The sequence below is a fragment of the Lysinibacillus sp. FSL K6-0057 genome (genome assembly GCF_038630885.1).
GTDB classification, from domain to species: domain Bacteria; phylum Bacillota; class Bacilli; order Bacillales_A; family Planococcaceae; genus Lysinibacillus; species Lysinibacillus fusiformis_F.
Window position 1 is genome coordinate 4,678,940 of the sequence record NZ_CP152047.1, and the last position, 24,747, is coordinate 4,703,686.

Here is a 24,747-nt window from a genome sequence, read left to right on the forward strand (position 1 = left end):
TAAATCGTAATAATTACTATTTAAAAGGAGGTCCTTTTATGCGTGTACAAGTAACACTAGCCTGCACTGAAACAGGTGATAAAAACTATATTACGACTAAAAATAAACGCAATAATCCTGAAAGATTGGAGCTGAAAAAATACTCCCCTCGCCTGAAACGTGTAACCCTGCATAGAGAGACAAAGTAATGCTGGAATAGGGGTCAAGATAAGATCTTCTGGAGCGGGTCTGACCTGTTTTAGAGCGCTGTCTTCTTCTTTAGGAGCGGGGTTGGTCTGCTTTGGAGCGGATTCCTCTTCTTTTGGAGCGGGCCTGACCTGTTTTAGAGCGGGTTCCTCTTCTTTTGGAGCGGGTTCGGCCTGTTTTAGAGCGGTGTCCTCTTCTTTGTGAGCGGGTTCGACCTGTTTTGGAGCGGGTTCCTCTTCTTTTGGAGCGGGTTCGGTCTGCTTTGGAACCGGTTCCTCTTCTTTTGGAGCGGGCCTGACCTGTTTTGGAGCGCTGTCTTCTACTTTGGGAGCGGGTTCGACCTGTTTTGGAGCGGGTTCCTCTTCTTTTGGAGCGGGTTCGGTCTGCTTTGGAGCGCCTTCCTTTTCTTTTGGAGCGGGTTCGGTCTGCCTTAGAGCACCTTCCTCTATTTCTTGAGCGGTTGTGGCCCTTTTACGAGCGGTTGGACCCTTCTTAGAAGCTTCCCATTCGAATCAATAAAAAAATGACTGTTTCAAAGGATACTTTTGAAACAGTCATTATCAAATTTTCACAGTTAAAGCTGTTTTCTATTGATTTCTAACGCTAGTTCATTCAATTTCTGATCTAATTCATCGAGCATGCGTAATCTAAAATCTATTTGCTCATCAATATGAACTCCTTGTTTCATTGATGTGCCGCTACCATCAGATTGATTTTTCAATACATCTAATTCATTTGACAACCTCTCTATTTCCAAATTTTTCGTCTCTAACTCACTTAATAAATGTTGATGAAGGCTGTCCGATTCTACTTTCTCACAATGATATTTTTCTAGTGTCTCTATAATATTCTCCATATGTTTATCTGCTGTAGCTGTATAGTTACTTAATTTTTTATCTATGTCTTCAATAATCGACCAATGATTTGTATCGATTGAAGCATCATTCGACGCTTGAATTTTGTCCTTTAACGACTTATTTTCAGCTCGCAATTCTGCCAATTCCTTTAATAATGCCTCAATGGATGCAATTTGTTTTTTTCTTTGCGCTTCTCTCCTCTGAATTTCTTCATCGTAAGCTTGCAAGTCCTTGTCAAAGTCTCTCTTCAACTTTAATAGCTCCATAGAAAGATCTTTTTTAAGCCTTGTTAATTGTACATTCTCTCGTTCAAGTCGGAGTACTAAAGCGTAATAATCACTATCTCTCAGTTTTTTTACTTCGTTTTTATACTTAGCTAATTCAGCCCGTAAAAAAATAATCATTTGTTGGAGCTGTATTGGATCATTGTTTTTCACAATATCATTGTCCATCATCACACCTCCTAACCTGAATATCTTTTTAGTAAATCGACCACCTCTTCAAACTGCTCTTTGGTTTCCTCTAGTAATTCATCTAGCTGCTTCATCCACTTTCCTTCTAATTGTGGATTTTTTATTTGTTCAACTTGGCTCTTTTCACCTGAAACAAGGTAGGCAATTAAAAGCTGTAATGTACTTTTTTCAAGAAAGGCAAAGCTATTATCTTGTTCATTACGACGACTTAGCTGTTCCTTCACTAATTGCTGAATTACACTACCAAACTCTTGTTTTTCATTATCACCCATTGTCTTCCTCCTGTGTTTGGCCCATTCCATTTAGATTAATTGGATTTAAAACAACAACACCATCTGTGAGCTGATCGCAATATGTAAAACCCATAATCGTGCCTGAATATGATAAATTATGGGACCATTTTATTTGAAAATTGGTAAATGAAATGGTTTCATTCGGTTCGATTATTGATTTTCCAACTGGTCTTAGCCAATACTCCTCTTTGCTTGATTTGTCATTAAAACGCTCCCACTGACTCTGCCCCTGTGTCTTAAAGTTGGGGGTGAAATTTTCATGAACATATCTCCCAGAGAAGTAAAACGGTGAATCCTTAGGTATTGTTATACATAGAGATGGGTTCGTGACAGCTGTACTCCCAATATTATGAATATGATAGGAGCCTAAACATAAACTCTCTTGCTCAGGATCATAGGAAATATTAAACGAGGTTGTAAAATAACTAATGAGATTGACCCTATTCGGAATCGACAACTCCTCAACTAGTCTTTTAATTTCATGAACATAGGCATTTGTTTGTTCCTTTAGTGCCTGTATCTTGTCTTCAATGTGATCTGTCACTTCATACCTCCTTGTTATTTTCCATCAAAAAAAGAGAGGATTACCCTCTCTTCATGATATGACTTTCCTCTATTTATTAGCACCATTAACCTAAAGTAGGGAAAATAACAGGGCATTGCTGTGGACGAACCGCAGTTGGGCATGAGAATGGTAAATCTGCTCTTGGTTCGCAGAAAGTTGCTAAAAATTCAACTGTAACTGGGAATGTAGATTGAATACTTTGACAAACAGCAACAGTAATTGTTAACGCAGAAAACGTAATTGCGCCTGCTGCAGCCGTAAGTGTTCCTGTTGTACATACGAAGCAATCTAAATCTGTGTATAAGATTTCAACATCTGTACCTTTAGGAGCACATAATGTCACTTGCTCACAGCGAGAAACTGGAATTTCCGTACTTGTGTAAACAGTACCAGTAGGTAAAGTAACGACAATCGTTAGAATGAAGTTCTTTTGAATGTTTAGATGTTGCAGACAAACAGTTGATCCATCGATGGAGAATTGGCGATTCTCACGGTTCAGAATCACAATTGGATTTGTAGCTGCTGGAATTACTCTACATGTAACAATAGCACCTGTTAAATCTGTTCCTGCCGTTACGCCTGGGAATGTAATTGCTCCTGTAGGTGAAATATCAAATGACATTTCCTTTACAATCCAGTCATATACCTTATCGACATTTATACAAATTAGTTCCTGCGCCTGGGATGGCATATGTTCTTGCATCCTTTTGACACCTCCATAAATTTTTTATCTTTCGTTTGTAGCATATGTTTTTCAGCATTAAGTGCATGGGCTAACAAATAGTTCCATATGATATTTGTTAAAATCAGCAAAGAATCAATTTTTACATATGCTTTCTTCTCTAGAGGATGACTAAAATGTTGAAAGGACCGGTATATTTGTAACAGAAAGTCAATATTTTTAATAAACTAATAATGGACTGAAAGGGGTGAACTACAATGGAAGAGTCAAAATTGTATACCACTCAAGAAATTGAAAAGTTAAAACAAAAAATCGAGAGTTATAGAGGATCGTTAACTTCATTAAAAATGGGGACGTCAATTGAAGATTTCCTTTATATGAAGCAAGAGTTCGATGGGCTGAAAACACAGATGGCCCATTTAGATTCGATCACAGAGACATTAGATACTAAACAAAACTCTTATAAAAAAGGCTATGATGATCAAATAAAGCTTCTCTCCATACAGATTAAATCTCTGAATCAAACCATTGAAGGAATGAACCAAGAAATTTTAGCGATTTTAAACCGATTTTTAACTGTCGAAGGAAATGATAAAACAACCATTCCTCCCTCCATTGAAATGCCTTCTCAAACTTCAGCTACTCATTTACCTAGACAACCTAGAATGACACAGACAGCAGACCAAACTACGATTACTTCAGCACAACCATCTTATAGACTACTGCAAAGCTTGGCAGGTAAAGCCACAAATCACCAACTAAATGTAAATAATAGCGCTCCAACTCCTCACAATGATCTACAGGCAGCTAAACCTGAAGAACGGCACTTTAATCAGCAATATTTTCAATCCATTAACACGCACCCGAGCCAAATATACAATGGTTTATACCGAAACACGACAGTTGAATCTACCTTCCATTTTAAAAATGCCACGGATGCGAAGGAAGTTCCAGTAAGTGTTTATGATCCCTCTGCTGTACAGCCTACTTCAAGTGAAGAAAACATCGAGATTGATACCTTACCATCTTCTATTGTTGAAATGGATAACATGGAAACCGAAAAATCAGACGATCCTATCGAGGTTATGCCTACTGAAAATGGACATAACAATCTTGAGATTTCCAACGTACCTAAAGAATCGTTTGAACAAGTTATATCGGAGCTACCTAGCAAGTCTGTTAATCAAGACATTGCAGCAATAGCTAGTGAGCCGCTCAATCAAAACATTTTAGAAGCTGTAGAAGAGCATGCTGACACATTTCATTCCCCTTCATTAGAAACAGAAGAATACGTTGAAGTGTATAATGGTGGAGCAGCCTATGAGGTCTATCCATCCATTGAAGAAGAGATTATACAACTTGAACCAGTAAACAAGCCGATTGAGGAAGAATATAAAAAGGGAAAAAACTCATTTTTCGATTTCTTTAAAAGATGGAGTTAAATTTATAATTCTAAAAAGACATCCACGTTTTATTTTCATACACCGTGGATGTCTTTATGCATCAAATAAAAGCTGGCTTCATGAAATCATTGAATTTATATGTGAAGTAGATAATTGCCCTTACCCCCTAATCAAAAATGAATAGAATAATGAGGAAAGGGGGTGTAAAAATGTGTTTAAATAATTCTATGTGTGGTTGCTCAGGTAACGGTCATGGCAATGGTCAATGTAACGCACTTGGTCCTTTTGTAGCTATTGATGCTGCATGCATTACTCCGCCAGTTAACACAGGTACGATTATCCCATTTTCTTCAGGTCTTACTACTGTTGCATTAGCTACAGTGGGAGCTGGAGTAATTAGTGTACCTAGCATTATTGGATTCGGTACTGCCGTTCCAGGATTAGCTATTGTAAATAATACTATAACTTTAGCAGGTATTATAAATGAAGCATTTGTTGTGCCACGTACTGGTAACATAACAGCTATTTCTGCATCGTTTTCTTCTTTTGTAGGCGCTGCGATTGTTGGCACAACAACATTAAGAGCTCAGATCTATCTTGCACCTGCAGGAAGTAACTCATATACTGCAACAAATGCATTTGTAGACTTATCTCCTCCACTTAGTGGACCTTTAACTGCTGGAGAAATTACATTCGGTTCAGCTAATGTCGCTCCAGTTTCAGTTGTAGCGGGTGACAAGTTGATCATGGTATTTTCAATTATTTCAACAACAGGGGTTACTGTAGCACAAACTATTACAGGATCAGCAAGTGCAGGTATTACAATTTCCTAAAATTAACTATTTTTAAATATAATACTAACTAATAATATAATCAACAGTATCTTTACTGTCACATTAAAGTTGACCTCTTGCAATAATAAATAATCAAGAGGTCAACTTAGTTATAAATTAACCAAAGCATTCTGAATATGTGCCAAATGATGCTTGCCATGCCATGCATATAGACCAATTGCATGTTCAAGTGTCGTCAACCCAGAATCAGGATGATTAAAGGCTCTTTGTAATTGTTCATCTGATAAGCTTGTCAGCAAATAAACCCAACGTTCATGTAAATGTTCAATTAAATGAAAGGAAGTGGCTACTGGCATTTCAGAATCTGGTAGTTGTGCCCATTCTGCCTCATTGTATGGCTTAATGGTTGGCACATCCTCTGTTAACGCTAGTTTAAAACGGATATAGCTATTCATATGGCTATCGGCAATATGATGGACTAGCTGTGTCACGGTCCAGCCATTTTCGCGATAAGATTTTGCTAAGTCCTGCTCGCTTGCACCACTTAACGCCTCAGCAAGTTGTTTTGGTAATAAACGGATTTCATCAATCCACTCTAGTACTTGCTGTGAATTCACTTCTTTTGGGAATTGAAATTGTCCAATGGGATATCGTAAACCTGTCATATTACTCTCCTCCGTTTTATTTTTTATATTACCAATTTAATATTTTCCTTGCTACTGTCATTAATTTTTCGGGGCCTATTTTCTCTTCATTTAGGAATTTAGAGCCTAGTATATGAATCATATACTTTTGACCCTCTTCTTCTTTCACAAAATAAAGTTCTTGAATTTTCTGATTGAAAAGAAATTCAATATCCTTTTCTACCAGTTTAGTATAGTCCTGTTTCGTTTCTGACATAATAGCAAGTCCATTATTAGTCGAGGGTACAATAGCAATTTGTACATGCTCTAATCCATTATTGTATGTTAAATTCAAGGATGCTATATCTGTTGTCAAATTCTCCTCCCTTATAATGTAAGGTGCTTTTTTCTTTTTTGCGTCTACATACATGGCTTCATTTCTACTGATTGCCTCTTCCAAATTCATGTCTGGTTGTTTGTATATAATTACTCCCCCAGAAAAACTATTTAAGCCCAGTAAATCCTCACTTAAATGAAATCTTTCTCTTATTTCCGCTGGAAGTTCATTAATATTTTTCAATGGTTGATCATTCTGATAGGCATATACTGAAGTCATGCCGTACTTTTCATAGGCCTCTACAGCTAAAAAATAAAAGAATTTTCCTTCTGGTAAGGCGGTCTTTAAATCCTTGATTGTCTTCTCATATGGAGCAATTATTTCCCTCATGTCTTTATACATCTCTGCTTCATCTTCTATCATCGAATCAACTGTTAATAGCTGCTTCCCCTCATTGTCAAATAGTCGCCAACCTGTTAACTCGTTTGCTGTTGCCAAAGTGGCGGTTATAAAAATAGTAAAAAACGCGATGATAACGGACTTTCTAATAACAGTAGGTTGTTGCCGCTTTCGGCTTAGAGCCTTACTAATTGAAATAGAATCACATGAGGATTTAGGGACTACTTCTTTTTTCAAACGATTTTCAAAATCCTGAAATGATTTTATGTTATTTTTCATTTTGATTGTTCCTTTCAATGATTTTTTGAACCTTCGCTTTAACCCTTTCAAATCGTTTACGTGCAGTTGCAGGCGTAATATTTAATATTAAGACAACTTCTGCAAAGTCCCTATCTTCAATTATTCTTAAGGCAAGCAGCGCCCGTTCTTTCGCCTTTAATTTAGACATAATTTCATCTAACTCAAGGTCTATGTCAGGGTTATAAAAATAATCTAAATCCTGCACATTTACTCTTCCTTCAAAAGAAATAAACTTTATTAATGATTGCCTCTTCGCTTTATTTAAACAATAGTGATAGGCAATTTTATGCAACCATGCACTGTAATTTTCTATGTTCAACAGCTTTTTGTATTGAAATGCTTTGATAAATACTTCCTGAACGGCATCTTCAGCATCATGTGCATTCCTTAAAATTTGAAAGCAATACACATAGACCTTATGATAATATTCCTTTAGTAAGTAGCTAATTAATTCATCTCTCGTGTTTTCGAGAGCATGTTCGAAAACTTTCGTATGCACTTTATACAACCTCCTTTGCCCCTTACATATAAAGACAATCAACAAACTAAAAATGTGACAATAAATGTATAAAACCCTTGTTTTGTAAGCACCTAACCTTACAAAACAAGGGTTTATTATTATTCCTGGATATCGTATATCAACGTATCAAAGTATTTTTCATTTGTATACAGTAAAATAGCCCATTCACCTAACTGAGGAATTTTCACATGAGAAGGTGTATGAGCATCTGCCCCATTAACAGGTCCACCGAGTCCTATGCTCCAACCAGCCACTAAAATGGGTTGTACAACTTTAGAATCTTTATGATATCCAATAATCGTTAACTCTGTATCCCGTACCTCATCTATACCCCATAGATGCCACATCCATTTTTGGGTGCTTAAACTTGGCATATTCGCACCAATGACACCCGACTTATTGGCATTGCCAATAATACCTCTATCACCAAATGCCACTGCCTTACGATTCCAATCAACTGATGCAAAATCATTTTCTTGTACAAAATCAGGTAGATCCTCTGGCATTGTAACCTTTGCTTTATCTGTACAACCCACTAAGAATAATAGCAGTATACATAAAAATACAACTCGTTTCATAACATCCCCCTTTCTTATGAAACGTTTGCTTTAACCAGATTGTTACAGATAATTCTGTAAATTATGAAGCGATCATTTTATCGTACTCTTTACAATATCAACTAATGACTTTACTGGATGGAGAATTGTAATCGCCGTGTGATCTTCAAATCGTTGTGCTGCACCCACCATCGATAGCTGGGCAACCGATATGGATTTTTGTTCAGCTGACAAAGTATGTAAAGTCCTTATAATAGCATCATCATAGGCTTCCTTTTTCCCCTGCATAATGAGATCAAATGTATGCTCAATAATTTTTGCCTCCACATCTACTGATATTCCTTGATGCTTAGCATATTGGTGAAGTCTTGCCATCGTTCCTTCAACAGTCGCAGGATTTGTAAAAAGAATAAATTGAGGCTGTTGCTTACTACATATACTTTCAAAATAGGGCTCATCAATCTTTATGATAGGGATCGAGGGATCGAACAAAGTTTCATCCTCTAATAAAGCAATATAATTTGTACACGTTATTAAAATGGCATCCACACCACAGCTAATTATCCATTCAATTTGCTCCTTAACCTTAAGTGCTAAACCATTACTACCTTTAGACACATGCTGTATAACGCCAGGGTCTACAAAATGCATTAGCTCAATATCTTCATTATTTCCAAAGGCCTGCTCTATGTACTCTATATTGGAATGATGAGCATGCAAGCAGCCGAGCTTTTTTCTCAATTAAACTCCTCCTAATTGGAAAGTCTTTTTTCCATGGTTACTATTGGTAGAGATTTACCATTACGATTCTTCACCATTTCCTCTTTCGTTACAACATAACCCAACGAGCGATATAACTCAATATTGCGAGGGACACTCATACGTACTTTGCACTGACTAATTTTTATACCATTCGATAATGCATATTGTTCAAGCTTAGAGATCAGTGCTTTTGCTAAACCTTGTCCTTGTCTTTCAGGGATAACCGAAAGTCTAAAAAAATAAATTCCCTGTGCGCTGAGGGTAAACCTTACCATGGCAACTGGCTGTTTTTCGATATAGCCAATAAACGCCTGTTCACTTTGCTGCATTGCCTGTTCAATTGAATCCACCGTTTCACTTAGTGCACTGGATGGTGGAATAGCTTTTTCATACTCTTGAAACGCCTGTAGCATCACCTGATGTATAATTGCCGCATCCTTGCTCTCTGCTAAAATAATTTTCATAGCATACTCCTTAATGTTTTTTTATTCATAATAATGCATATTAAAACAAAAAGAAACCGCATTATTTACTAATACGGTCTACTGCTTTATTTTTTCTCTTTCGTTTTTGCTTCCTTTTCAATATGCTTTCTTGCTATTTTCAAACGTTGGATATCCTTTTTCTTAAGAGGAATAATCTCATCCTTCATCATTTTAATATAAGAAATCATTAACAAAAGTAAAACCACGGTAAAGGGTAATGCAGCGATTAACGAGGCCGTTTGCAATGCTTCAAGTCCTCCTGTATACAATAAAACGCCTGAAATAGCCGCCATCAGAATACCCCATACTAGCTTTGATAATATTGTTGGATTTAAAGAACCTTTTGTCGTCATACTTGCCATAATAAAAGTGGCGGAATCAGCAGAGGTAATTAAAAATATAACGATCAAAAGTATTCCAATGGCCGAGGCAATCGTTGAAAGTGGTAAATGTTCTAACAACTGGAATAGGGCAACGGTAACATCATTATGAACAGATTGAGCGATTTGTGCATCTTGATGTAAATCAAACCACATCGCGGTTCCACCAAAGGTCGCAATCCAAAAGCAGGCAATGAGAGGTGGAATGATTAATACCCCTATGATAAATTCTCGAATGGTTCTGCCTTTGGATACACGGGCTATAAAGGAGCCTACAAATGGTGACCAAGCAATCGCCCATGCCCAGTAAAAAATTGTCCAATCCTTCACCCAAGTCCCACCGACATATGGCTGCATCCTTAAACTATATTGAATAAAATTTGAAATATAATCACCAATAGCTAATGTAAAGGTTTCAAGTATAAAGATTGTTGGACCCGTTATAAAAACGAATAAAAGTAAAACAATGGCTAAGGTCATATTGACATTACTCAGGATCTTCATTCCCTTTTGAAGTCCTGTTGTTGCCGATATCATATAGCCAATAAACATGATAAAAATAATGGCTACCTGCAAGATAAATGTATCCGGCAAACCAAAGACAAAGGTCAAACCTCCATTTGTTTGTAATACACCTAGCCCTATCGATGTGGCAACCCCCATAACGGTAGCTATTACTGCGAGAATATCGATCGTTCCTTTAACGACTGGATTTGTTCCAGTGACAGGCTCTAAGGCAGTTGAGATGAGCATATTTCTTTTTTTGTTAAATTGTACATAGGCCATTACAAGCCCCAATATGGCATAAACAGACCATTGGCTTAATCCCCAATGAAAGAATGAATAACCCATCGCCAGTCGGGCTGCATCTGTTGATAGCGGTTTTGTGTCACTGAAGGGTGGTGAAAAATAATGACTCATTGGCTCAGCTACTCCCCAGAAGACCAAACCGACACCAAGTCCAGCTGAAAAGAGCATGGAAATCCAAGTTAGAAAACTAAACTCAGGGCGACCATCTTCTGATCCAAGGCGAATGGTACCATATTTGCTAATTGCCAAGCCAAATAAAAAAATAACGATAATAAAGACTGACATTAAATAAAACCAGCCAAAATAATCCGTTGTCATATGAAATACGCTGTTTGCTACGTTCTTAAATTTTTCCGGTATCGTTGCTCCGATAATAACTAAGAGAGAAATTGCTCCACTAGAAATAAGAAATACTGGGTTTTTTAAAATTTTATTTTGCATACAGCGCCTCCATTTATCCCAGACAGATGACCAAATTTCCTTTATTATGCGTACGATTCAACTATTTTATTAATAAATAAAAAAGAAACCACATTATCAAAAGACAATGCGGTTTACCTATTATTGTGATATATGCATAAAACGTATTGCCCTACTCATAACAGTTGGTACGATCGAAGCATGATTTTCGTTTAAAGCCTCATAAAAATCAACATTCATTATTTTTTCTAACACTGTCGCCATTTGTCGCGCATCATCCACCATAAAGGTTTCAAGTTCACCTGCGCTCATAAACAATGTTTCGTTCATATCTTGATGCTCGTTCAGAAATACTGACGCACATTGCACTAGTTCATGTTCATTCCACCAAATGGAAGGACTAATAGCTAGGTATCGTTGGAAGCTGGATTGATGATGAAATAGTTGCCAAAGTGCAAAATAACCTCCTAAGGAGTGTCCAAATAAAGCTTGTTGGGCTTTATTTACTGGATATTGTGCCTCAATCGTTGGCTTTAGCTCTTCTTCTATAAAGCCACTAAAATCTACTGCTCCTCCAAGCTTTTCATGACCTTTTCCTTTAAATCGTGCTGGATAAATATATGTCTCTGACGGCGCTGTAAAATCATAAAATCTTCTTTCACGCATATCATCGCCATGACCAATTCCAACAACGATAGCCGGAAGGACACCTGTTTTTGGTGCATTACGACTTTGTAGACGTACCGCTTCCTTTACAAGATGAAAATAAGATGAACCATCTAGTACATACAAAACAGGGAAGCCATCTTGTGGTGCTTCCTCCTCTGGCACATAGATGTTAATTGTGTACGTATAATTCGTCAATTTTGAAGTCATTTGTTGTGTAACGTAATCTACTTTAGCTGTATTCATTTAATATCCTCCTTCAAAATGTCGTAGCCATAGCATACAGGTGTATTTGTTACAGGATCTTCCATAATACGCGCATCAATATTAAATACTTTACGCATCACCTCTGCACTTAATATTTCCTGTGGAGTGCCGGTTTGCATAATAATACCCTTACGCATTGCAATAAGATGATCTGAATATCTGGCAGCATGGTTAATATCATGTAAAACCATCACAATTGTACAGTTGTGCTGCTCATTTAAACTTTTCACAATATCCAATACTTCTAGCTGATGTGCCATATCTAAATAAGTAGTAGGTTCATCCAACAGCAAAATATTTGTTTCCTGCGCTAAGGCCATAGCTAGCCAAACACGCTGACGCTGACCTCCAGAAAGCTGTGCAAGCTCCCTATTTCGGTATTCCATTGTATTGGTAACCGTTAACGCCCATTCAATCATTTCCTCATCCTTATTCGTTAAACGATTGACATTGTTTCGATGTGGGTAGCGACCATACGCAATTAACTCCTCCACTTTCAATTGACCAGGAGCAACAGGTGTTTGAGATAATATGGCTAGCTTCTTGGCAATATCTTTCGTCGATAAATTTTGCATATTTTGCTCCTGCAAATAAACCGTACCTTGTTGTTTTTTTAAAATACGTCCTATTGTTTTAAGGAGGGTAGATTTACCGCAACCATTCGGGCCAATGATTGTAGTCACTTTGCCCTCTTCTATCGTTAAATTTAACCCTTCAAAGACACGTACCTGCTCATAACCAGAAGCCAAGTTTTCCATTCTAAATGCAGTTTGCACACCATTTCCTCCTATGCCTTAGATTTCACCAGTAAATACAAGAAATATGGAATCCCAATAATTGAAACGACAATTCCTACAGCCAGTTCCGATGGTGCAAAAACGGTTTTACCAATAAAATCAGCTAAAATTAACAGACCGGCACCAATTAACGCACTCACTGGCATAACATAACGGTGCTGAATACCAACAAGTTGCTTGGCAATGTGTGGGGCCATTAAACCTATGAAGCCAATACTCCCTGATACAGACACACAAGCACTGACAAGACCTACACTGGCTAATAACAGCTTCATTTTCTCCTTTTCAACCGCTATTCCTAAACTCGTGATGCTATCCTCTTCAAGCTGAAAATAATCGAGTAAATACGATTTTCTATGCACGTATATTCCTAAGATCAAGAGCCAAGGAAGCATCGTAAGTGCAAAAATCCAATTCGCATTATAAATAGAACCTGCCATCCAAATGGCTGCTGATTCAAAATCTTGTGCACTCATTTTTAAGGATAGAAACAAAGACAAAGCTCCAAATCCACTATTGATAGCAATACCTGTTAAGATTAATCGCTGCATATCCAGATGACCATTTTTTAAAGCAAATGAAAAAATCAAGACAGCTGCAATCGTTCCACCAATAAAACCGAATAATGGCATCATTAAAATTGACAGCCAGCTGCTCATATCGGCACTCACTAATTTTAATTGAAAGAAGAACATGAATATGACGACTGCTGCACCAGCCCCTGCATTAATCCCTAAAATACCTGGATCTGCTAATCCATTACGTGTAATACCTTGTAATACAACTCCCGCCATACCTAAGCCAATGCCGACAAGTCCAGCAATGACAATCCGAGGTAAACGAAATTCAAAAATAACAAGATCAAATTTTGGATTTGACTCAATACGCAATAATGTTTTGATGACATCCATTACAGACATATCAAAAACACCATTTGTAATATGTAAATAGCTCGCAACTAAAATCAATAACACAAGCATCGACATGGTTAAAAAGAATACACTTGAGGTTTTTTTACGCACGTTTTTCACCTCCGTGTTTACGAACTAAATATAAGAAGAATGGTACACCGACCAATGCGGTTAAGACACCAATTGGCGTTTCAAATGGATAATTGACGACGCGACTCAGGACATCACAAAGCGCTAAGAAGAAGGCACCGATGACAGCTGCACAAGGAATAATATAGCGATAATCAACACCAACAAGGAAGCGTGTAATATGTGGTATGACTAACCCTACAAAGGCAATTTTCCCTACAAGTGCAACCGCTGTCCCTGTCAAACATACAACAGCTAGCATGCTAATAATTCGCACCGCTTTTGTTTTTTGTCCAAGTCCCATGGCAATATCTTCACCTAGCGAAGTAATGGTAATCGCTTTTGCAGATAGTAAAGCCAAGATCAATCCAGTTAGACCAAATGGAATCGAAAGGATAAGCATATCCATATCCACCATATGTACCTTTGTGTTATACCAAGCACTTACTGTTTGCGATACTTGGAAATACATCGCAATCGCAGTAGCAATACTACTTAAAAATGTACCAATGACGGTTCCAATTATGGCTAGCCTTACTGGTGATAAGCCATTGCGGATTAACGAGCCAAAACCAAAGACAATTCCTGCCCCTAATGCCGAGCCTAGCATCGATAATAAAATCATTTGATAATTAGGAAGCCCTGGGAAAAACACAATGGCTAATGTGATGACAAATGCAGAGCCATCATTGACACCCATTAATGAAGGGGAGGCTAAATAATTTCGTGTAATCCCCTGCATGACTGCACCAGCTACTGCTAAAAATGCTCCAACTAGCAATACTGCGGCAACTCTTGGAATACGGCCTGTCCGTATAATTTGATGATCAACATTGGACGGATCAAATGCTGTCATCGACTGCCACACTGTAAGGGCACTAATATCTTTTGTTCCATACATAACAGAAATAAGTGCCACAAGGGCAATAAGGAAAGGAGATACCGCTAATATTGAAAATGACACTATGTTTGTTTTTTTCAACTTTCACACCTTTTTCTTTATCCATTTCGTGGCACACAATATCAAACACTTAAGTGTATACCCTTTTAAAAACAACTGCTTGCAATGAAAAATACGGTATCTTACAAAAGGCCGGTAATAGCCCGGTGATACCACCAAATCTACTACCAGCCTGTTTATACTATTTAAGTAATTTTTCAGCTGCGGCATCTAAGAATTTCACCTTAGACCAAGCAGTACCACCTTGTGCTAATGGCTCAATTGTGTTGACGAAAACTTGATTATTTTGTGCTGCCTTTAAGCTAGTGAAAATTGGATTCTTTTGTAGTTCCTCTAACGCTTTTGGAGAATCCGTATTTTCTGATTCCTCAAATTGTAGGAAAATCGCATCTGGATTTACTTGTGCTAATGTTTCAAGTGATAATTCAGCTTGCGCTTTCGCTGTTGTTAAAACTTCTGGAACTGGTGCTCCTAAATCTTCATACAGTACAGGGTTTAAATAAACACCTGCTGGATAGATGTACATCACACCACCGCGAACACGAATGATTAATACTTGCTTATCTGCTAATTGCTCCTTGGTTTTCACCTGTGCATCAGCAACTTTTGCTTCATAGTCAGAGATGATTTTCTTTGCATCCTCTTCTTTACCAGCTAATTGTGCAAGCAATGTTAAATTTTCTTTCCAGTTTGTTGAAATATGTGAGTATGGGATCATTGTTTGAATTTTGTTCAGTTTTTCGGCCGTTTCTTCAGGGAATTTCGAAGTACCCACGATTACATCAGGATCCAGATTAAGAATGGCTTCTGCATTTGGCTCCATTTTATTTCCTACAAGTGTAGCTCCTTCAAAATCTGTTGCTAGATAGGCAGGAACTTTGCCACCTACTTCAAGAACACCTACTGGCTTAATACCAAGCATTGCAGCATCTTCCATTGATTCAAGACTTGCAGCGACAATGTTCTTTACTTCTGCTGGTAGCTCATATTGCTCACCTAAGTACGTAATTGTCTGTGTTGTTTTAGCTTGCTCTGTCTGTGATTCTGTTGCGCTTGTCTCTGCTGTATTAGCTGTTGACGTAGACTCCTCTGCTTTATCTGTTCCACATGCAGCCAGTGATAATGCTAATAGTGCTGGAGCACACATTTTAAAATATTTATTCATAGATATTCTCCCCTAACGAGCTCATATTGATAATGATAATCGTTTTCATATATATGTCAATATATAATTGATACTCATTATCATTTACGGATACTATCCTAACAAAGTGAAAAAAGATTGTGAATGGACGATTTCGAAAATGACATGGATTTTTGCCGATTTTACTAATAAAAAAACTGCTTCTTTTTTGTAAGAAACAGTTTTTACATATAGTTGGATTCCTCTATTTTCATCTTTCGATAGGCTGAAGGAGACAAACCTGTACATTTTTTAAATACTCTACTAAAATAAAAACAATCTACATATCCGACACATTCTGCTACTTCAGCTACTGGAATTACATCATATTCTAGCAAGTCTTTTGCGCGTCGTATACGATATTCCGTAATATAAGTGCTTGGATTCATGCCCGTATGCTGCTCAAATAAATAAGCAAAACGACGACGCTCAATGCCAAATTCCATCGAGATATTTGATACGGAGATTTGCTCTGCATAATGTTCATGTATATATTGTAATGCCTGCTCCATTAATTCGCTGGCACTATCCAAAACCTTCATTTTTGCCGCTACAAGAATATCTTCCAGCAAATTCATAAATAATGTCTTAGACTTAAATATAGCCATATTACCGGGATAGGAATGGCTTTCTATTAATTGCTGAACATGGCTAATAATTTGTGTGTTAAAACCTGTATTGATGAGAAAATGTTGCTCAGCTAGTGGAAAAAGAGCTATTTCCTCTGTAGGTAGTCGATAATGCACAACTGCATACTCCCACCCTTTGTGACCAGTCGCTCTCACTTCTATCGGCATTTGGGGTCCTGCATGGACGATCATTCCTAGCTCCATCATATAGGGCGTTCCATTAAAGCTAAAGATTGCACTACCTGCAAGTGGCACCACTAAACCACATTTTTCTGGCGCTGTTGTTCTACCAACATCCACTTCACCAGGCTTCATTTTTTTAATAAAAACATCTGTAAATTTTACAGAAGCATGTGCAAAGTAATCAATTAAATATTTGATATCCATATGCTAACTCCTATACATGTATAACATTCTGAATCTGTGAAAAATGATGTAAATCATGATTGATTAATCCTACAAAATAATCGACTATGGTCATCTCTGACTGCCCAATTTTAAACGACTGTTGCCATTGCTCATCTGTCCATCGCTGAATGGTCTGTAATAATTGACGTCTTGTGAAAATAAATTCATTCAATGTTTCCTCCATTGCTTGTTCACGACTTTTCTTAGCAGCCATCGTATTCAAATGTGCTACATCTGGCCCTTTCGGCAGACGCTCATCTGTAAGAAGAAAAGGAATTCGGTGATTTAGCACAAACTTATCCCATGGAGGAAGATGTCCAATTACCTCTGCAACTGACCATTTCCCAGGTTCGATGGGCATACGCCATTGCTCCTCAGATAATCCTCGCAAATGATTTATCCAATCCACTGATTTTTCATAGTGTTTGATGACATAGGTTTTATCTCGTTGCAATTGGTCCCCCTCTTTCATTTTTTACTGAAGATTAATTTCTAATTTTGACCAACTTAAATGCCATTGTTTTTGCTGAATTCTTTGGCGATAAATCGCATAGTTATCCTTATTTTCGAGGTAAAATGGTGTTGGCTCTACAATGCCTGCTCCTAAAAGATAAATCCCATACGGTGCTGCAATCTCTAGCAACCCATCTGATAATTTTACTCCAATGGCCGTTGGGATTTCTGGGAAATGAGAGATTCCATCAACAGCAGATTGGTATGGTTTACTACCATTTAGGACATGCATTCGTGCTTGATTTTTCACAGACCAAGGCTCGTTTGGAGATACCTTTCTCAGTTCCTGCTCATACTGTTTTTCTATTTCTTCTGCTAAATTTGCTTTATCAAAATATATCACATCAATATCAGCAATTGGTGTTCTATCTTCTTTTTCATGAAGGTAATCCCATACCTTTGAGCGAATGACTCCTGCGCATACCCACCAATCCGGGAGTTGCAAGGTTTCTACTGTGGATAAAATGCTCATCATCCAGTTATCAGATGCTATTAAATTCTTCAGCTCTTCCTCCGTTTGAAGCAATCTCATTCATTCAGCCTCCAATTAAACTTTACACCAAAAATTTAATCTTTCCGCCACTATTTCAGGGACATCTCGAAAGATATCGTGTCCTGCTCCTTCAATAGATTCAACATCTAAATGTTCTATTTTTACTTGTAATTTCTGAATACAATTTTTTCTTTTCGTTCCTAGCTCTGCCGGTACCGTTGCATGCAATAATAGTGTAGGACATTTTATCATACCCACTACTTGGTCAACTGGCTCCACATTCATACCTTTTATCATTGCTTGTGCCGTGAAGGGAGATAGAGTTAGTCTAATCTCGCCATTTTGTTCCTTTACTTGTGCTTTTGAAGCTACTTCTAACTCTTCTGACCATCGAGCAAGCTCTTCTTTCTCAGATTTAAAGAATTCTTCCCATGATGGGAAGCGGACATTTTCGCAAAAGCTTGCTACGTCCTTTAATTCCTTTTCTAAAGTGATACCTAAATCTTTCCCTGACATATATCCCCCATCTAGCAATACCATGCCTTTAAGTTGCTGCGGGTATTTAGATCCGAAATGGATAGCCAGATCTGCTCCAAAAGAATGCCCTATCAAATAAAAGGGCTTACTCTTTAAATTTGTACCTATTATTTCTTCTATTAGTTTAATTAAATTGGAAGGGAGATAACCCTCCTCTTCTTCTAACGCGGTTCTATAACCATGTCCAGGTAGGTCAAAGGAAATAACATGGTACTCCGATAAATACGTTGCTAGCTCCCCAAATGCTAAACCTGAGCTTCCAAGTCCATGTAAAAAAACTAAAGATGGATTATGAGGATTTCCCCATTGATATATTTGGTGATTCATTTAATACCCCTATTTATATAAATTTATTTTATGAATTATCAAAAATAATATATTAGATTTATACATTAACACCATTTACCCTAAAGCTAATAAAGTGAAAGGAGAAGCTTATGAATAAAATGATCATGCTGTTGTTCTTTGTACTACTTAGCTTAATTGGACTTTTCTATACAAATATTTCTTTAACACTCGTCTGCGGCGGAATAGTAGCTGCTTTTGTCGGTACACTTGCGGGAGGCGGCGGACTGATTACGCTTCCTGCTATGATGCTTGTCGGTATCCCAATTCAAACAAGTATTGCAACAAACAAATTTTCGACAGGTATTTCGGCTTTAACCAGTATTTTCTATCTTCTCTACCAGAAGGAGCTACATCCCATATCTATCATCAAATATATAGCTCTTGCTATTGTTGGGGGAATTTGTGGCGCACTTCTAGCCGTTTCGCTGTCTGAGCAAACTATGAACTACTCTGCCTGTGTACTACTTCTTTTGGCTTTAGTCGTTACTTTGAAGAATAAGGCGTGGACTGAGATTCCTGATTCGCTAGAACATCAAGCACCTCGTTTTTGGCAACCATTTTTCATCGCCATGTATGATGGTGGTTTCGGCCCTGGCTCTTCGACATTTAGCATTTTGCATTATCTACGTTCTCACCACACTTACATAAAGGCTGTACAGCTCACTCGAGTACTCCTTTTTGGGAGCTGTACAGGAGCATTTGTTGTGTTTTATCACACTGGCTTTATTCAATGGCACTATGCGATTGCTATGGCACTTGGCTCCATTATAGGTTCCCAATTAGGTCTCCTAGTGCTCCCATACATTCCATTAAAAATAGCCAAAATACTACTAACGCTGATTATTACATTGTTGCTTGTCCAAGTTACATTGAAAATAATTTAATGACCATTACTCAAATGCTCATGAATGATCTTCCATTCATCGTTGACTAACGTAAAAATATTTGTCGCTCTACCGCTACCTGATACAAACTTTTCGTTATGATAGCCTTCATAGTGATATGTATAGAGACAGGTAGCCGTCTTTTCATCAACGGTTAACCATTTTACATCAGTAGCTGAATAAACCTCTTCTTTAATGACATTCCATGCATGCTTGAAATAAGCCTCAATCTCATCTGTAGTTGTGCAAGTTTTATCGGAGAACCAATAAACCGCTTGTGGATGCAAAATAGCCTTAACTTCATTAAAATCATGTGTATTTGTAGCTTGTATATAACGTTCTAATGCTTGTTGATGTGTCATCTTCACTCCCCCTGTTTAACAATATTATCCTAAAATTGGCTTCTTAGAAATAAAAATTGTTGAATGACCTTCTGCTTGGACAGCTAATGAAGAACACCTATAATGAAGTCAAAACTATAAAGATGGAGGATGTCTATGTTAGCTACTATTGAGAAACAATCCAATCGTCATGTTGCAACATTCAAACGACCACTGACACATTCAGTAGATGCCGTTTGGGCAGTGCTTACTAACAATGAAAGCCTACAAAAGTGGATGAGTAATCTAGAAATCATTGATCTTCGTAAGAACGGGAAAATACATTTTAATATGAATGATGGAACAGGTACCTTTGAGGAAATAACCATCACAGATTATGCTGAGAAAGAAGTACTAGAATTTGATTGGGGAACAGATACGGTGAGATTTGAACTATCTTCTACTGACGATGGTTCATTATTGGTAGTAGTGGAGACACTTCAAGAGCTGACAGAGCATACACCGAAGGATTTAGCAGGGTGGCATATATGCCTTGATATGTTAACAGATTTATTAAATAGCGTTGAACATCAATATTTCCCAATGGAAGAGTGGCAACAACGCTTCAGCGAATACAAAAAACTTCTGAATGCTGTAAAGTAAATACTACAAAAAATCCTAGAGCATCCATTACTCTAGGATTTCGACTATTGATAAAATGCTGTAGCTATGGCTAGTGCTTTTAAAGGGTCTTTGATTGAATCGAGTGTGTAAACAAGCTTTTCATCCTGCCACACAATTAAATTACCTGATTGATAGACATCTAGCTGAGCCATACCATATTGCCTTGGGATAGGCAGCATGTGACTTTCTAAATACTTTACTGCCTGCTTAGCTAGCTTAATACCTGCATCAGGATTATCAGTTCGTGTATGGGTGGCAATTGCCCATCGCCCTTCATTCCAACCAGTCCATAATGAGCCGGCACCTGCATCTTGATAACCTTTTATATTGTAACCAAGCTCAACCTCTTGCCCACCATTTTGATTAAAATTATCAAATGCTATCTGTGTACTTGCACCTTCCATACTTTTATATTGCTTGACGAGCAATCTTCCAATAACAGTCGCTGACTTCTTTAATCGAATATCATTAATTGGCATATTCTCTTTGCTCTCATAAAAGATAACTTCAACCTGGTCGCCCTGTGTCCTTGTTGTAGCTGTTAAAAATGCACCCTCTGCAATAGGTAACGTTGTTGGCATTTTTATTGGTACATCAAAATGAATCTGCTCCTTTATTTGTTGAAGAGCTTCAGTTTGTACTTGAACAATATCACTTTCATCCATATTAGACTGTGTTACAGATGTATCGGTTTCATTCTCATGTTCTTGATCATTCTTATCCCGTTCAGCACAAGCACTTATGCTACAAATGCTTAACAATAAAAAGAGAAATACTGCCTTTTTCATCATGTTAACCCCCCATTTCTCTCCATATTTTCCCCTGGAAAAGGTTAACTTAAACGTTTCAATTATCGAAGCTCATTGATCTGCTTCGTCAGCTCGTTAAACTTCTGGTCAAGCATTGCGTAGTCCTTATCTTTTGCTGTTAGAAAGCTTAGTTTGCCTAAAATCTCTTGCCTTTCCGTTTCTAGCTTTAAACGAAGTGCCGCTGTATCATCCACTTTTTCAGGTGTAACTTCTGTCCATTTTTTCTCGAGGTGCTGACTGTGAAGCTCCCAAACACTACTCGTAACTTTTTCTAGAAAGTATCGATCATGGGAGACAACAAGCAATGTCCCCTTATATTGGGCAAGTGTGTGCTCTAACTGCTCACGAGAAGGTAGGTCAAGATGATTTGTCGGCTCATCTAAAATAAGAACATTTTTATCCTCTAAAATATAGGCCATCAGCTTACACTTTACGCGCTCTCCCATACTCATTTTGCCTATGGCGGATGTCCAATGCGCCTGTGTAAATCCTAGATTCTTCATCAAGTTGCGGACTTTTCCACGCTCTTCAAATGTGTCTTGATAAAAATATTGCTCTGGTGTCTGATCAAGTGGTAAATCAAATACTTCCTGTGTCAGGTAACCAATGTTTGCAGCTGGTGATAGCCATACTTCACCCTCAGCTTCTAGCTTGCCTAAAAGTACTTTTAAAAAACTTGTTTTTCCACTGCCATTCTTTCCTGTAATGGCTATCTTATCTCCAAATTGAGCAGTAATATTAACATCGTTAAATAACGTGCGTTCACCAAATTTTAACGATACGTGCTTGATTTCCAGTAAGCGCTTGCCAACTCGTTGATTCGTGCCTAAAGAAAAACGAATCTCTGCTTCTGGCTCCACCGCCTCCACTCTTGTCTTTGCAAGCTCTGCTTCTAATCGCTTTTTCTTAGATTTCACCTGCGAATCTAAACGCTTTGCTTTCACACGATGGTACTCCTTAAAGCCTTCCAGTTTTGTTGACTGAGCGTGGCCCTTTTGTGACCAAGACGTCAGTTCCGACATTTGAGCCTCAATCCGATCTATGTTTTTTTGCTGCTTCTCGTAGGCACGCTGTTGTGTTAATCTTCGGTGCTCTCTTTCAGTCATATAGCTTGTATAATTGCCTTCATGTTCAATAAGACGCTTATCCTCAATAGACCAGATTTTTGTAGCAACCTTATCTAAAAAATAGCGATCATGTGATACCACAATGATCGTCCCCTTATAGTTTTGTACTTGTTTCATGAGAAATGCGGTACTTTGTTCATCTAAATGATTAGTGGGTTCATCAAGTAATAAAATTTGCGCATTCTGAGAAAAACCTTCTGCAAGACGCATTTTCAGCTTTTCTCCCCCACTTAACGCTGCAAATGACACATTGGGTACCTGCCATTTAGCCAGCAGATCAGCCTCTCTTGCGGATATTTCTAGTTTGTCAAAATGAGCTAGCTCCTGTTCAACAAATGAAATTTTTAAAGCCTGTGACTCCTGTATTGCTCCCTTAGTGGGCAATAATGCACCTCGAATCAATTGTAATAATGTTGATTTCCCAGCACCATTTCTCCCTATAATGCCGATGACCTCACCTTGTTTTACTGTGCCTGTCACATGCTCAAATAGTAATGTATCCTTTATTTCATAACGTATATCCTGTAATTTTAAAAGTTCCTTCATATTATCCATCCTCTCCAGTTGGAGGGACAAAAAAATCCCTCCAATTAATTTGGAAGGATTAGTCGCTACAATATCATACTCAAATAAGCTCCAAAATCTTTATGAAAACAATCTTTGGAGTAGCTAAATATCAGCAGCTGTTTGCTAATATAAAGCAATTCTTATGAAAAATGGGCAGACTAATCCTATTTTTGTTGTTCGTGAAATATAAAATTTCCTATACAAAAATTAAGATTAGTTATTCATTAGCCACCCATCTTCCCTTCATTTATCGTTACCGTCATTGTAACATCATTTTTTTAAAAATTAAACTCCCTAGTCTATCTAAAACATTCATAGGAGCGAATTTGATTTCTTGAAATGGTACGGAAATACCAGCCATATCTTCGACTCCATCGGAAGCCAGCAATGATTTCCCTTCCTACAGCTGTTGGGAAAAACCAAAAACTTCTACCACTATTCATCCAAATATACGTATTTCTAAACAAACAGGAACGTATACCACTTGATCCTACTCGCCAAGCTGGAATAGGTGGCGAAAAACCTGGCGGTGTGCTCATTGGCATTTGTCCTGCTGGAGGGGGTCCGAAATGACTTGGCCCAAATGACGTTGTTTCAAAATCATTATAATCTCCCCAACCAGGTCTTCTAAAATTATCTTCTCTAAATGGATTATTATACACACAAACCCTCCTTTTACATTATTCAATATATGTAAAAGGGCGATTAACCGTTGAGCCATTGCCCATTTATCGAAGGTAATCCATTTCCTATTACTGTATAATGGAAGGGATATTTTTCAAAAAGGAGTCCTTATGAAAAAATTATTGTTACCCTTACTAGCCATGCTTATCGCAGGGGGTATGTGGATGCTGCTTGCTAAAAATCCAGTATCTCCTTCCACTAGTATCCAAGCAAAACTTGCTGATGTGAAAGATTACAAATACTACTTAGATAAAGGCAATGATGCCATTGGCAAGAGCATGATGAAGTTAGATTTAGTGATTGTAGAACCAATTGAAATGCAACAGAAGTGTATCGTCAATGCTCAAAAAAGCGGTACTTTAGTGTACGGCTATATAAATGCGATGGAGGCAGACAAATGGAATACAGCACTTTATCATCAATTGAAAGAAGAAGACTTTTATCGAGACAAACAGGGTGAAAAAATGTATTTTGCCGAATGGGACTCTTATTTAATGGATATGACTTCTACGCACTATCAAGACATTTTACTAGCAGAAATCAAGAAGCAAATTGTTCAGAAAGGCTTAGACGGCGTGTTTTTAGATACGGTCGGTAATATCAATTCTTATTTACCTGAAGATGAGCAAAAGTGGCAAAATGAAGCCATGTTATCTTTTATCCAACAAATCAAAAAACGTCATTCCGATTTATCTGTTGCTCAAAATTGGGGCTTTCAAACACTTGCCGATTATACAGCGCCCTATGTTGACTTTATTATGTGGGAGGATTTTTCTTATCCTGTGGTAGGAAAAGATGAATGGTCACTCGATATGATGCAAAAGCTTGTCCAAATACGCAATAAATTTGGTACACAGGTGATGACAATTGGTTTTGAAGATGAATCAAAAAGCCGTGCTTTAGCTGAGAAGCATCACTTCAAATTCTTTTACAGTCCTGCTGGTTCTTACTATAATAGCTGGCAATAATCATAGCTTCCCCCTG

General features: G+C 37.7%; 30 protein-coding genes. 6 read left to right on the plus strand and 24 right to left on the minus strand.

Going from position 1 to position 24,747, the window contains the following annotated elements; all coding sequences use genetic code 11:
- Positions 1-38 precede the first annotated feature (38 nt).
- Entirely contained in the window at positions 39-188 is a 150-nt protein-coding gene (gene rpmG / locus MHB40_RS23350; RefSeq protein WP_004231780.1) for a 50S ribosomal protein L33, read from the plus strand.
- Between the two features lie 572 nt (positions 189-760).
- Here rpmG and MHB40_RS23355 read toward each other — a convergent pair.
- The 4 genes from MHB40_RS23355 to MHB40_RS23370 all read right to left on the minus strand — a co-directional run bounded on the left by MHB40_RS23355 (position 761) and on the right by MHB40_RS23370 (position 3,077).
- Complete coding sequence (locus tag MHB40_RS23355; RefSeq protein WP_342533530.1) at positions 761-1,498, minus strand: hypothetical protein; 738 nt, start codon at positions 1,496-1,498, stop codon at positions 761-763.
- Between the two features lie 8 nt (positions 1,499-1,506).
- Positions 1,507-1,788 (minus strand): hypothetical protein, encoded by a 282-nt coding sequence (locus tag MHB40_RS23360; protein ID WP_342441877.1) that lies wholly within the window; start codon positions 1,786-1,788, stop codon positions 1,507-1,509.
- Positions 1,781-2,353, minus strand: coding sequence for a hypothetical protein (locus MHB40_RS23365; RefSeq protein WP_342441878.1), 573 nt, complete (start codon positions 2,351-2,353; stop codon positions 1,781-1,783). The genes MHB40_RS23360 and MHB40_RS23365 overlap by 8 nt, the downstream gene beginning before the upstream one ends.
- Before the next feature lie 85 nt (positions 2,354-2,438).
- The gene (locus MHB40_RS23370; RefSeq protein WP_342441879.1) at positions 2,439-3,077 is read right to left on the minus strand and encodes a hypothetical protein; all 639 of its coding nucleotides are present in this window, start codon (positions 3,075-3,077) and stop codon (positions 2,439-2,441) included.
- Positions 3,078-3,313: 236 nt separating this feature from the next.
- Here MHB40_RS23370 and MHB40_RS23375 point away from each other — a divergent pair, with 236 nt between their 5' ends.
- Together MHB40_RS23375 and MHB40_RS23380 are read left to right on the plus strand one after the other, a co-directional pair.
- Entirely contained in the window at positions 3,314-4,498 is a 1,185-nt protein-coding gene (locus tag MHB40_RS23375) for a hypothetical protein (RefSeq protein ID WP_342441880.1), read from the plus strand.
- 170 nt (positions 4,499-4,668) lie between these two features.
- Positions 4,669-5,292: an exosporium glycoprotein BclB-related protein gene (locus MHB40_RS23380; protein ID WP_342441881.1), complete on the plus strand. Its 624-nt coding sequence runs from the start codon at positions 4,669-4,671 to the stop codon at positions 5,290-5,292.
- Positions 5,293-5,402: 110 nt separating this feature from the next.
- Here MHB40_RS23380 and MHB40_RS23385 read toward each other — a convergent pair whose 3' ends face one another.
- The 16 genes from MHB40_RS23385 to MHB40_RS23460 all read right to left on the minus strand — a co-directional run bounded on the left by MHB40_RS23385 (position 5,403) and on the right by MHB40_RS23460 (position 18,667).
- A complete protein-coding gene (locus tag MHB40_RS23385) occupies positions 5,403-5,918 on the minus strand; it encodes a YfiT family bacillithiol transferase (protein WP_342441882.1) in 516 nt (171 codons plus the stop codon).
- A 28-nt stretch (positions 5,919-5,946) separates the two neighbouring features.
- A complete protein-coding gene (locus MHB40_RS23390; protein ID WP_342441883.1) occupies positions 5,947-6,891 on the minus strand; it encodes a hypothetical protein in 945 nt (314 codons plus the stop codon).
- Complete coding sequence (locus MHB40_RS23395; RefSeq protein ID WP_342441884.1) at positions 6,881-7,411, minus strand: sigma-70 family RNA polymerase sigma factor; 531 nt, start codon at positions 7,409-7,411, stop codon at positions 6,881-6,883. Before MHB40_RS23395 ends, MHB40_RS23390 begins: the two co-directional genes overlap by 11 nt.
- A 119-nt stretch (positions 7,412-7,530) precedes the next feature.
- On the minus strand, positions 7,531-8,010 hold the full coding sequence (locus MHB40_RS23400; RefSeq protein WP_342533531.1) for a hypothetical protein: 480 nt from the start codon (positions 8,008-8,010) through the stop codon (positions 7,531-7,533).
- Between the two features lie 72 nt (positions 8,011-8,082).
- Positions 8,083-8,730, minus strand: coding sequence for a hypothetical protein (locus MHB40_RS23405; protein ID WP_342441886.1), 648 nt, complete (start codon positions 8,728-8,730; stop codon positions 8,083-8,085).
- Between the two features lie 11 nt (positions 8,731-8,741).
- The gene (locus tag MHB40_RS23410) at positions 8,742-9,215 is read right to left on the minus strand and encodes a GNAT family N-acetyltransferase (RefSeq protein ID WP_342441887.1); all 474 of its coding nucleotides are present in this window, start codon (positions 9,213-9,215) and stop codon (positions 8,742-8,744) included.
- Between the two features lie 86 nt (positions 9,216-9,301).
- Complete coding sequence (locus MHB40_RS23415) at positions 9,302-10,867, minus strand: BCCT family transporter (protein WP_342441888.1); 1,566 nt, start codon at positions 10,865-10,867, stop codon at positions 9,302-9,304.
- 120 nt (positions 10,868-10,987) lie between these two features.
- Positions 10,988-11,758, minus strand: coding sequence for an alpha/beta hydrolase-fold protein (locus tag MHB40_RS23420; protein WP_342441889.1), 771 nt, complete (start codon positions 11,756-11,758; stop codon positions 10,988-10,990).
- Entirely contained in the window at positions 11,755-12,537 is a 783-nt protein-coding gene (locus tag MHB40_RS23425; protein WP_342443783.1) for an ABC transporter ATP-binding protein, read from the minus strand. The genes MHB40_RS23420 and MHB40_RS23425 overlap by 4 nt, the downstream gene beginning before the upstream one ends.
- A 29-nt stretch (positions 12,538-12,566) precedes the next feature.
- Positions 12,567-13,562: an iron ABC transporter permease gene (locus tag MHB40_RS23430; RefSeq protein WP_342443784.1), complete on the minus strand. Its 996-nt coding sequence runs from the start codon at positions 13,560-13,562 to the stop codon at positions 12,567-12,569.
- A 28-nt stretch (positions 13,563-13,590) separates the two neighbouring features.
- Positions 13,591-14,598, minus strand: coding sequence for an iron ABC transporter permease (locus tag MHB40_RS23435; RefSeq protein WP_205446007.1), 1,008 nt, complete (start codon positions 14,596-14,598; stop codon positions 13,591-13,593).
- Positions 14,599-14,758: 160 nt separating this feature from the next.
- Entirely contained in the window at positions 14,759-15,742 is a 984-nt protein-coding gene (locus MHB40_RS23440; RefSeq protein WP_205446008.1) for an ABC transporter substrate-binding protein, read from the minus strand.
- A gap of 203 nt (positions 15,743-15,945) precedes the next feature.
- A complete protein-coding gene (locus tag MHB40_RS23445; RefSeq protein ID WP_205446009.1) occupies positions 15,946-16,776 on the minus strand; it encodes an AraC family transcriptional regulator in 831 nt (276 codons plus the stop codon).
- A gap of 10 nt (positions 16,777-16,786) precedes the next feature.
- The gene (locus MHB40_RS23450; RefSeq protein WP_342441890.1) at positions 16,787-17,251 is read right to left on the minus strand and encodes a DinB family protein; all 465 of its coding nucleotides are present in this window, start codon (positions 17,249-17,251) and stop codon (positions 16,787-16,789) included.
- Positions 17,252-17,272: 21 nt separating this feature from the next.
- Positions 17,273-17,842 carry a nucleotidyltransferase family protein gene (locus MHB40_RS23455; protein WP_342441891.1) on the minus strand — a complete coding sequence of 190 codons (570 nt, stop codon included), beginning with the start codon at positions 17,840-17,842 and terminating at the stop codon, positions 17,273-17,275.
- 15 nt (positions 17,843-17,857) lie between these two features.
- On the minus strand, positions 17,858-18,667 hold the full coding sequence (locus MHB40_RS23460) for an alpha/beta hydrolase (protein ID WP_342441892.1): 810 nt from the start codon (positions 18,665-18,667) through the stop codon (positions 17,858-17,860).
- Positions 18,668-18,777: 110 nt separating this feature from the next.
- Between MHB40_RS23460 and MHB40_RS23465 the strand changes: the two genes are divergently transcribed.
- Positions 18,778-19,572 (plus strand): sulfite exporter TauE/SafE family protein, encoded by a 795-nt coding sequence (locus MHB40_RS23465; RefSeq protein WP_342441893.1) that lies wholly within the window; start codon positions 18,778-18,780, stop codon positions 19,570-19,572.
- On the opposite strand, the gene MHB40_RS23470 is transcribed toward MHB40_RS23465, so the two are convergent.
- Positions 19,569-19,934, minus strand: a complete 366-nt coding sequence (locus MHB40_RS23470; RefSeq protein WP_342441894.1) for a nuclear transport factor 2 family protein — start codon at positions 19,932-19,934, stop codon at positions 19,569-19,571. The genes MHB40_RS23465 and MHB40_RS23470 overlap by 4 nt on opposite strands.
- Before the next feature lie 135 nt (positions 19,935-20,069).
- Between MHB40_RS23470 and MHB40_RS23475 the strand changes: the two genes are divergently transcribed.
- Positions 20,070-20,555: an SRPBCC family protein gene (locus MHB40_RS23475; RefSeq protein WP_342441895.1), complete on the plus strand. Its 486-nt coding sequence runs from the start codon at positions 20,070-20,072 to the stop codon at positions 20,553-20,555.
- Between the two features lie 44 nt (positions 20,556-20,599).
- Here the strand turns inward: MHB40_RS23475 and MHB40_RS23480 are convergent, their stop codons facing one another.
- The 3 genes from MHB40_RS23480 to MHB40_RS23490 all read right to left on the minus strand — a co-directional run bounded on the left by MHB40_RS23480 (position 20,600) and on the right by MHB40_RS23490 (position 23,741).
- Positions 20,600-21,367 (minus strand): hypothetical protein, encoded by a 768-nt coding sequence (locus MHB40_RS23480; RefSeq protein ID WP_342441896.1) that lies wholly within the window; start codon positions 21,365-21,367, stop codon positions 20,600-20,602.
- 59 nt (positions 21,368-21,426) lie between these two features.
- Positions 21,427-23,058: an ABC-F type ribosomal protection protein gene (gene abc-f, locus MHB40_RS23485; RefSeq protein ID WP_342533532.1), complete on the minus strand. Its 1,632-nt coding sequence runs from the start codon at positions 23,056-23,058 to the stop codon at positions 21,427-21,429.
- Positions 23,059-23,378: 320 nt separating this feature from the next.
- Positions 23,379-23,741, minus strand: a complete 363-nt coding sequence (locus MHB40_RS23490; protein ID WP_131520959.1) for a hypothetical protein — start codon at positions 23,739-23,741, stop codon at positions 23,379-23,381.
- A 132-nt stretch (positions 23,742-23,873) separates the two neighbouring features.
- On the opposite strand from MHB40_RS23490, the gene MHB40_RS23495 reads away from it, so the two are divergent.
- Positions 23,874-24,731: an endo alpha-1,4 polygalactosaminidase gene (locus MHB40_RS23495; protein ID WP_342533533.1), complete on the plus strand. Its 858-nt coding sequence runs from the start codon at positions 23,874-23,876 to the stop codon at positions 24,729-24,731.
- The last annotated feature ends 16 nt before the right edge of the window (positions 24,732-24,747 follow it).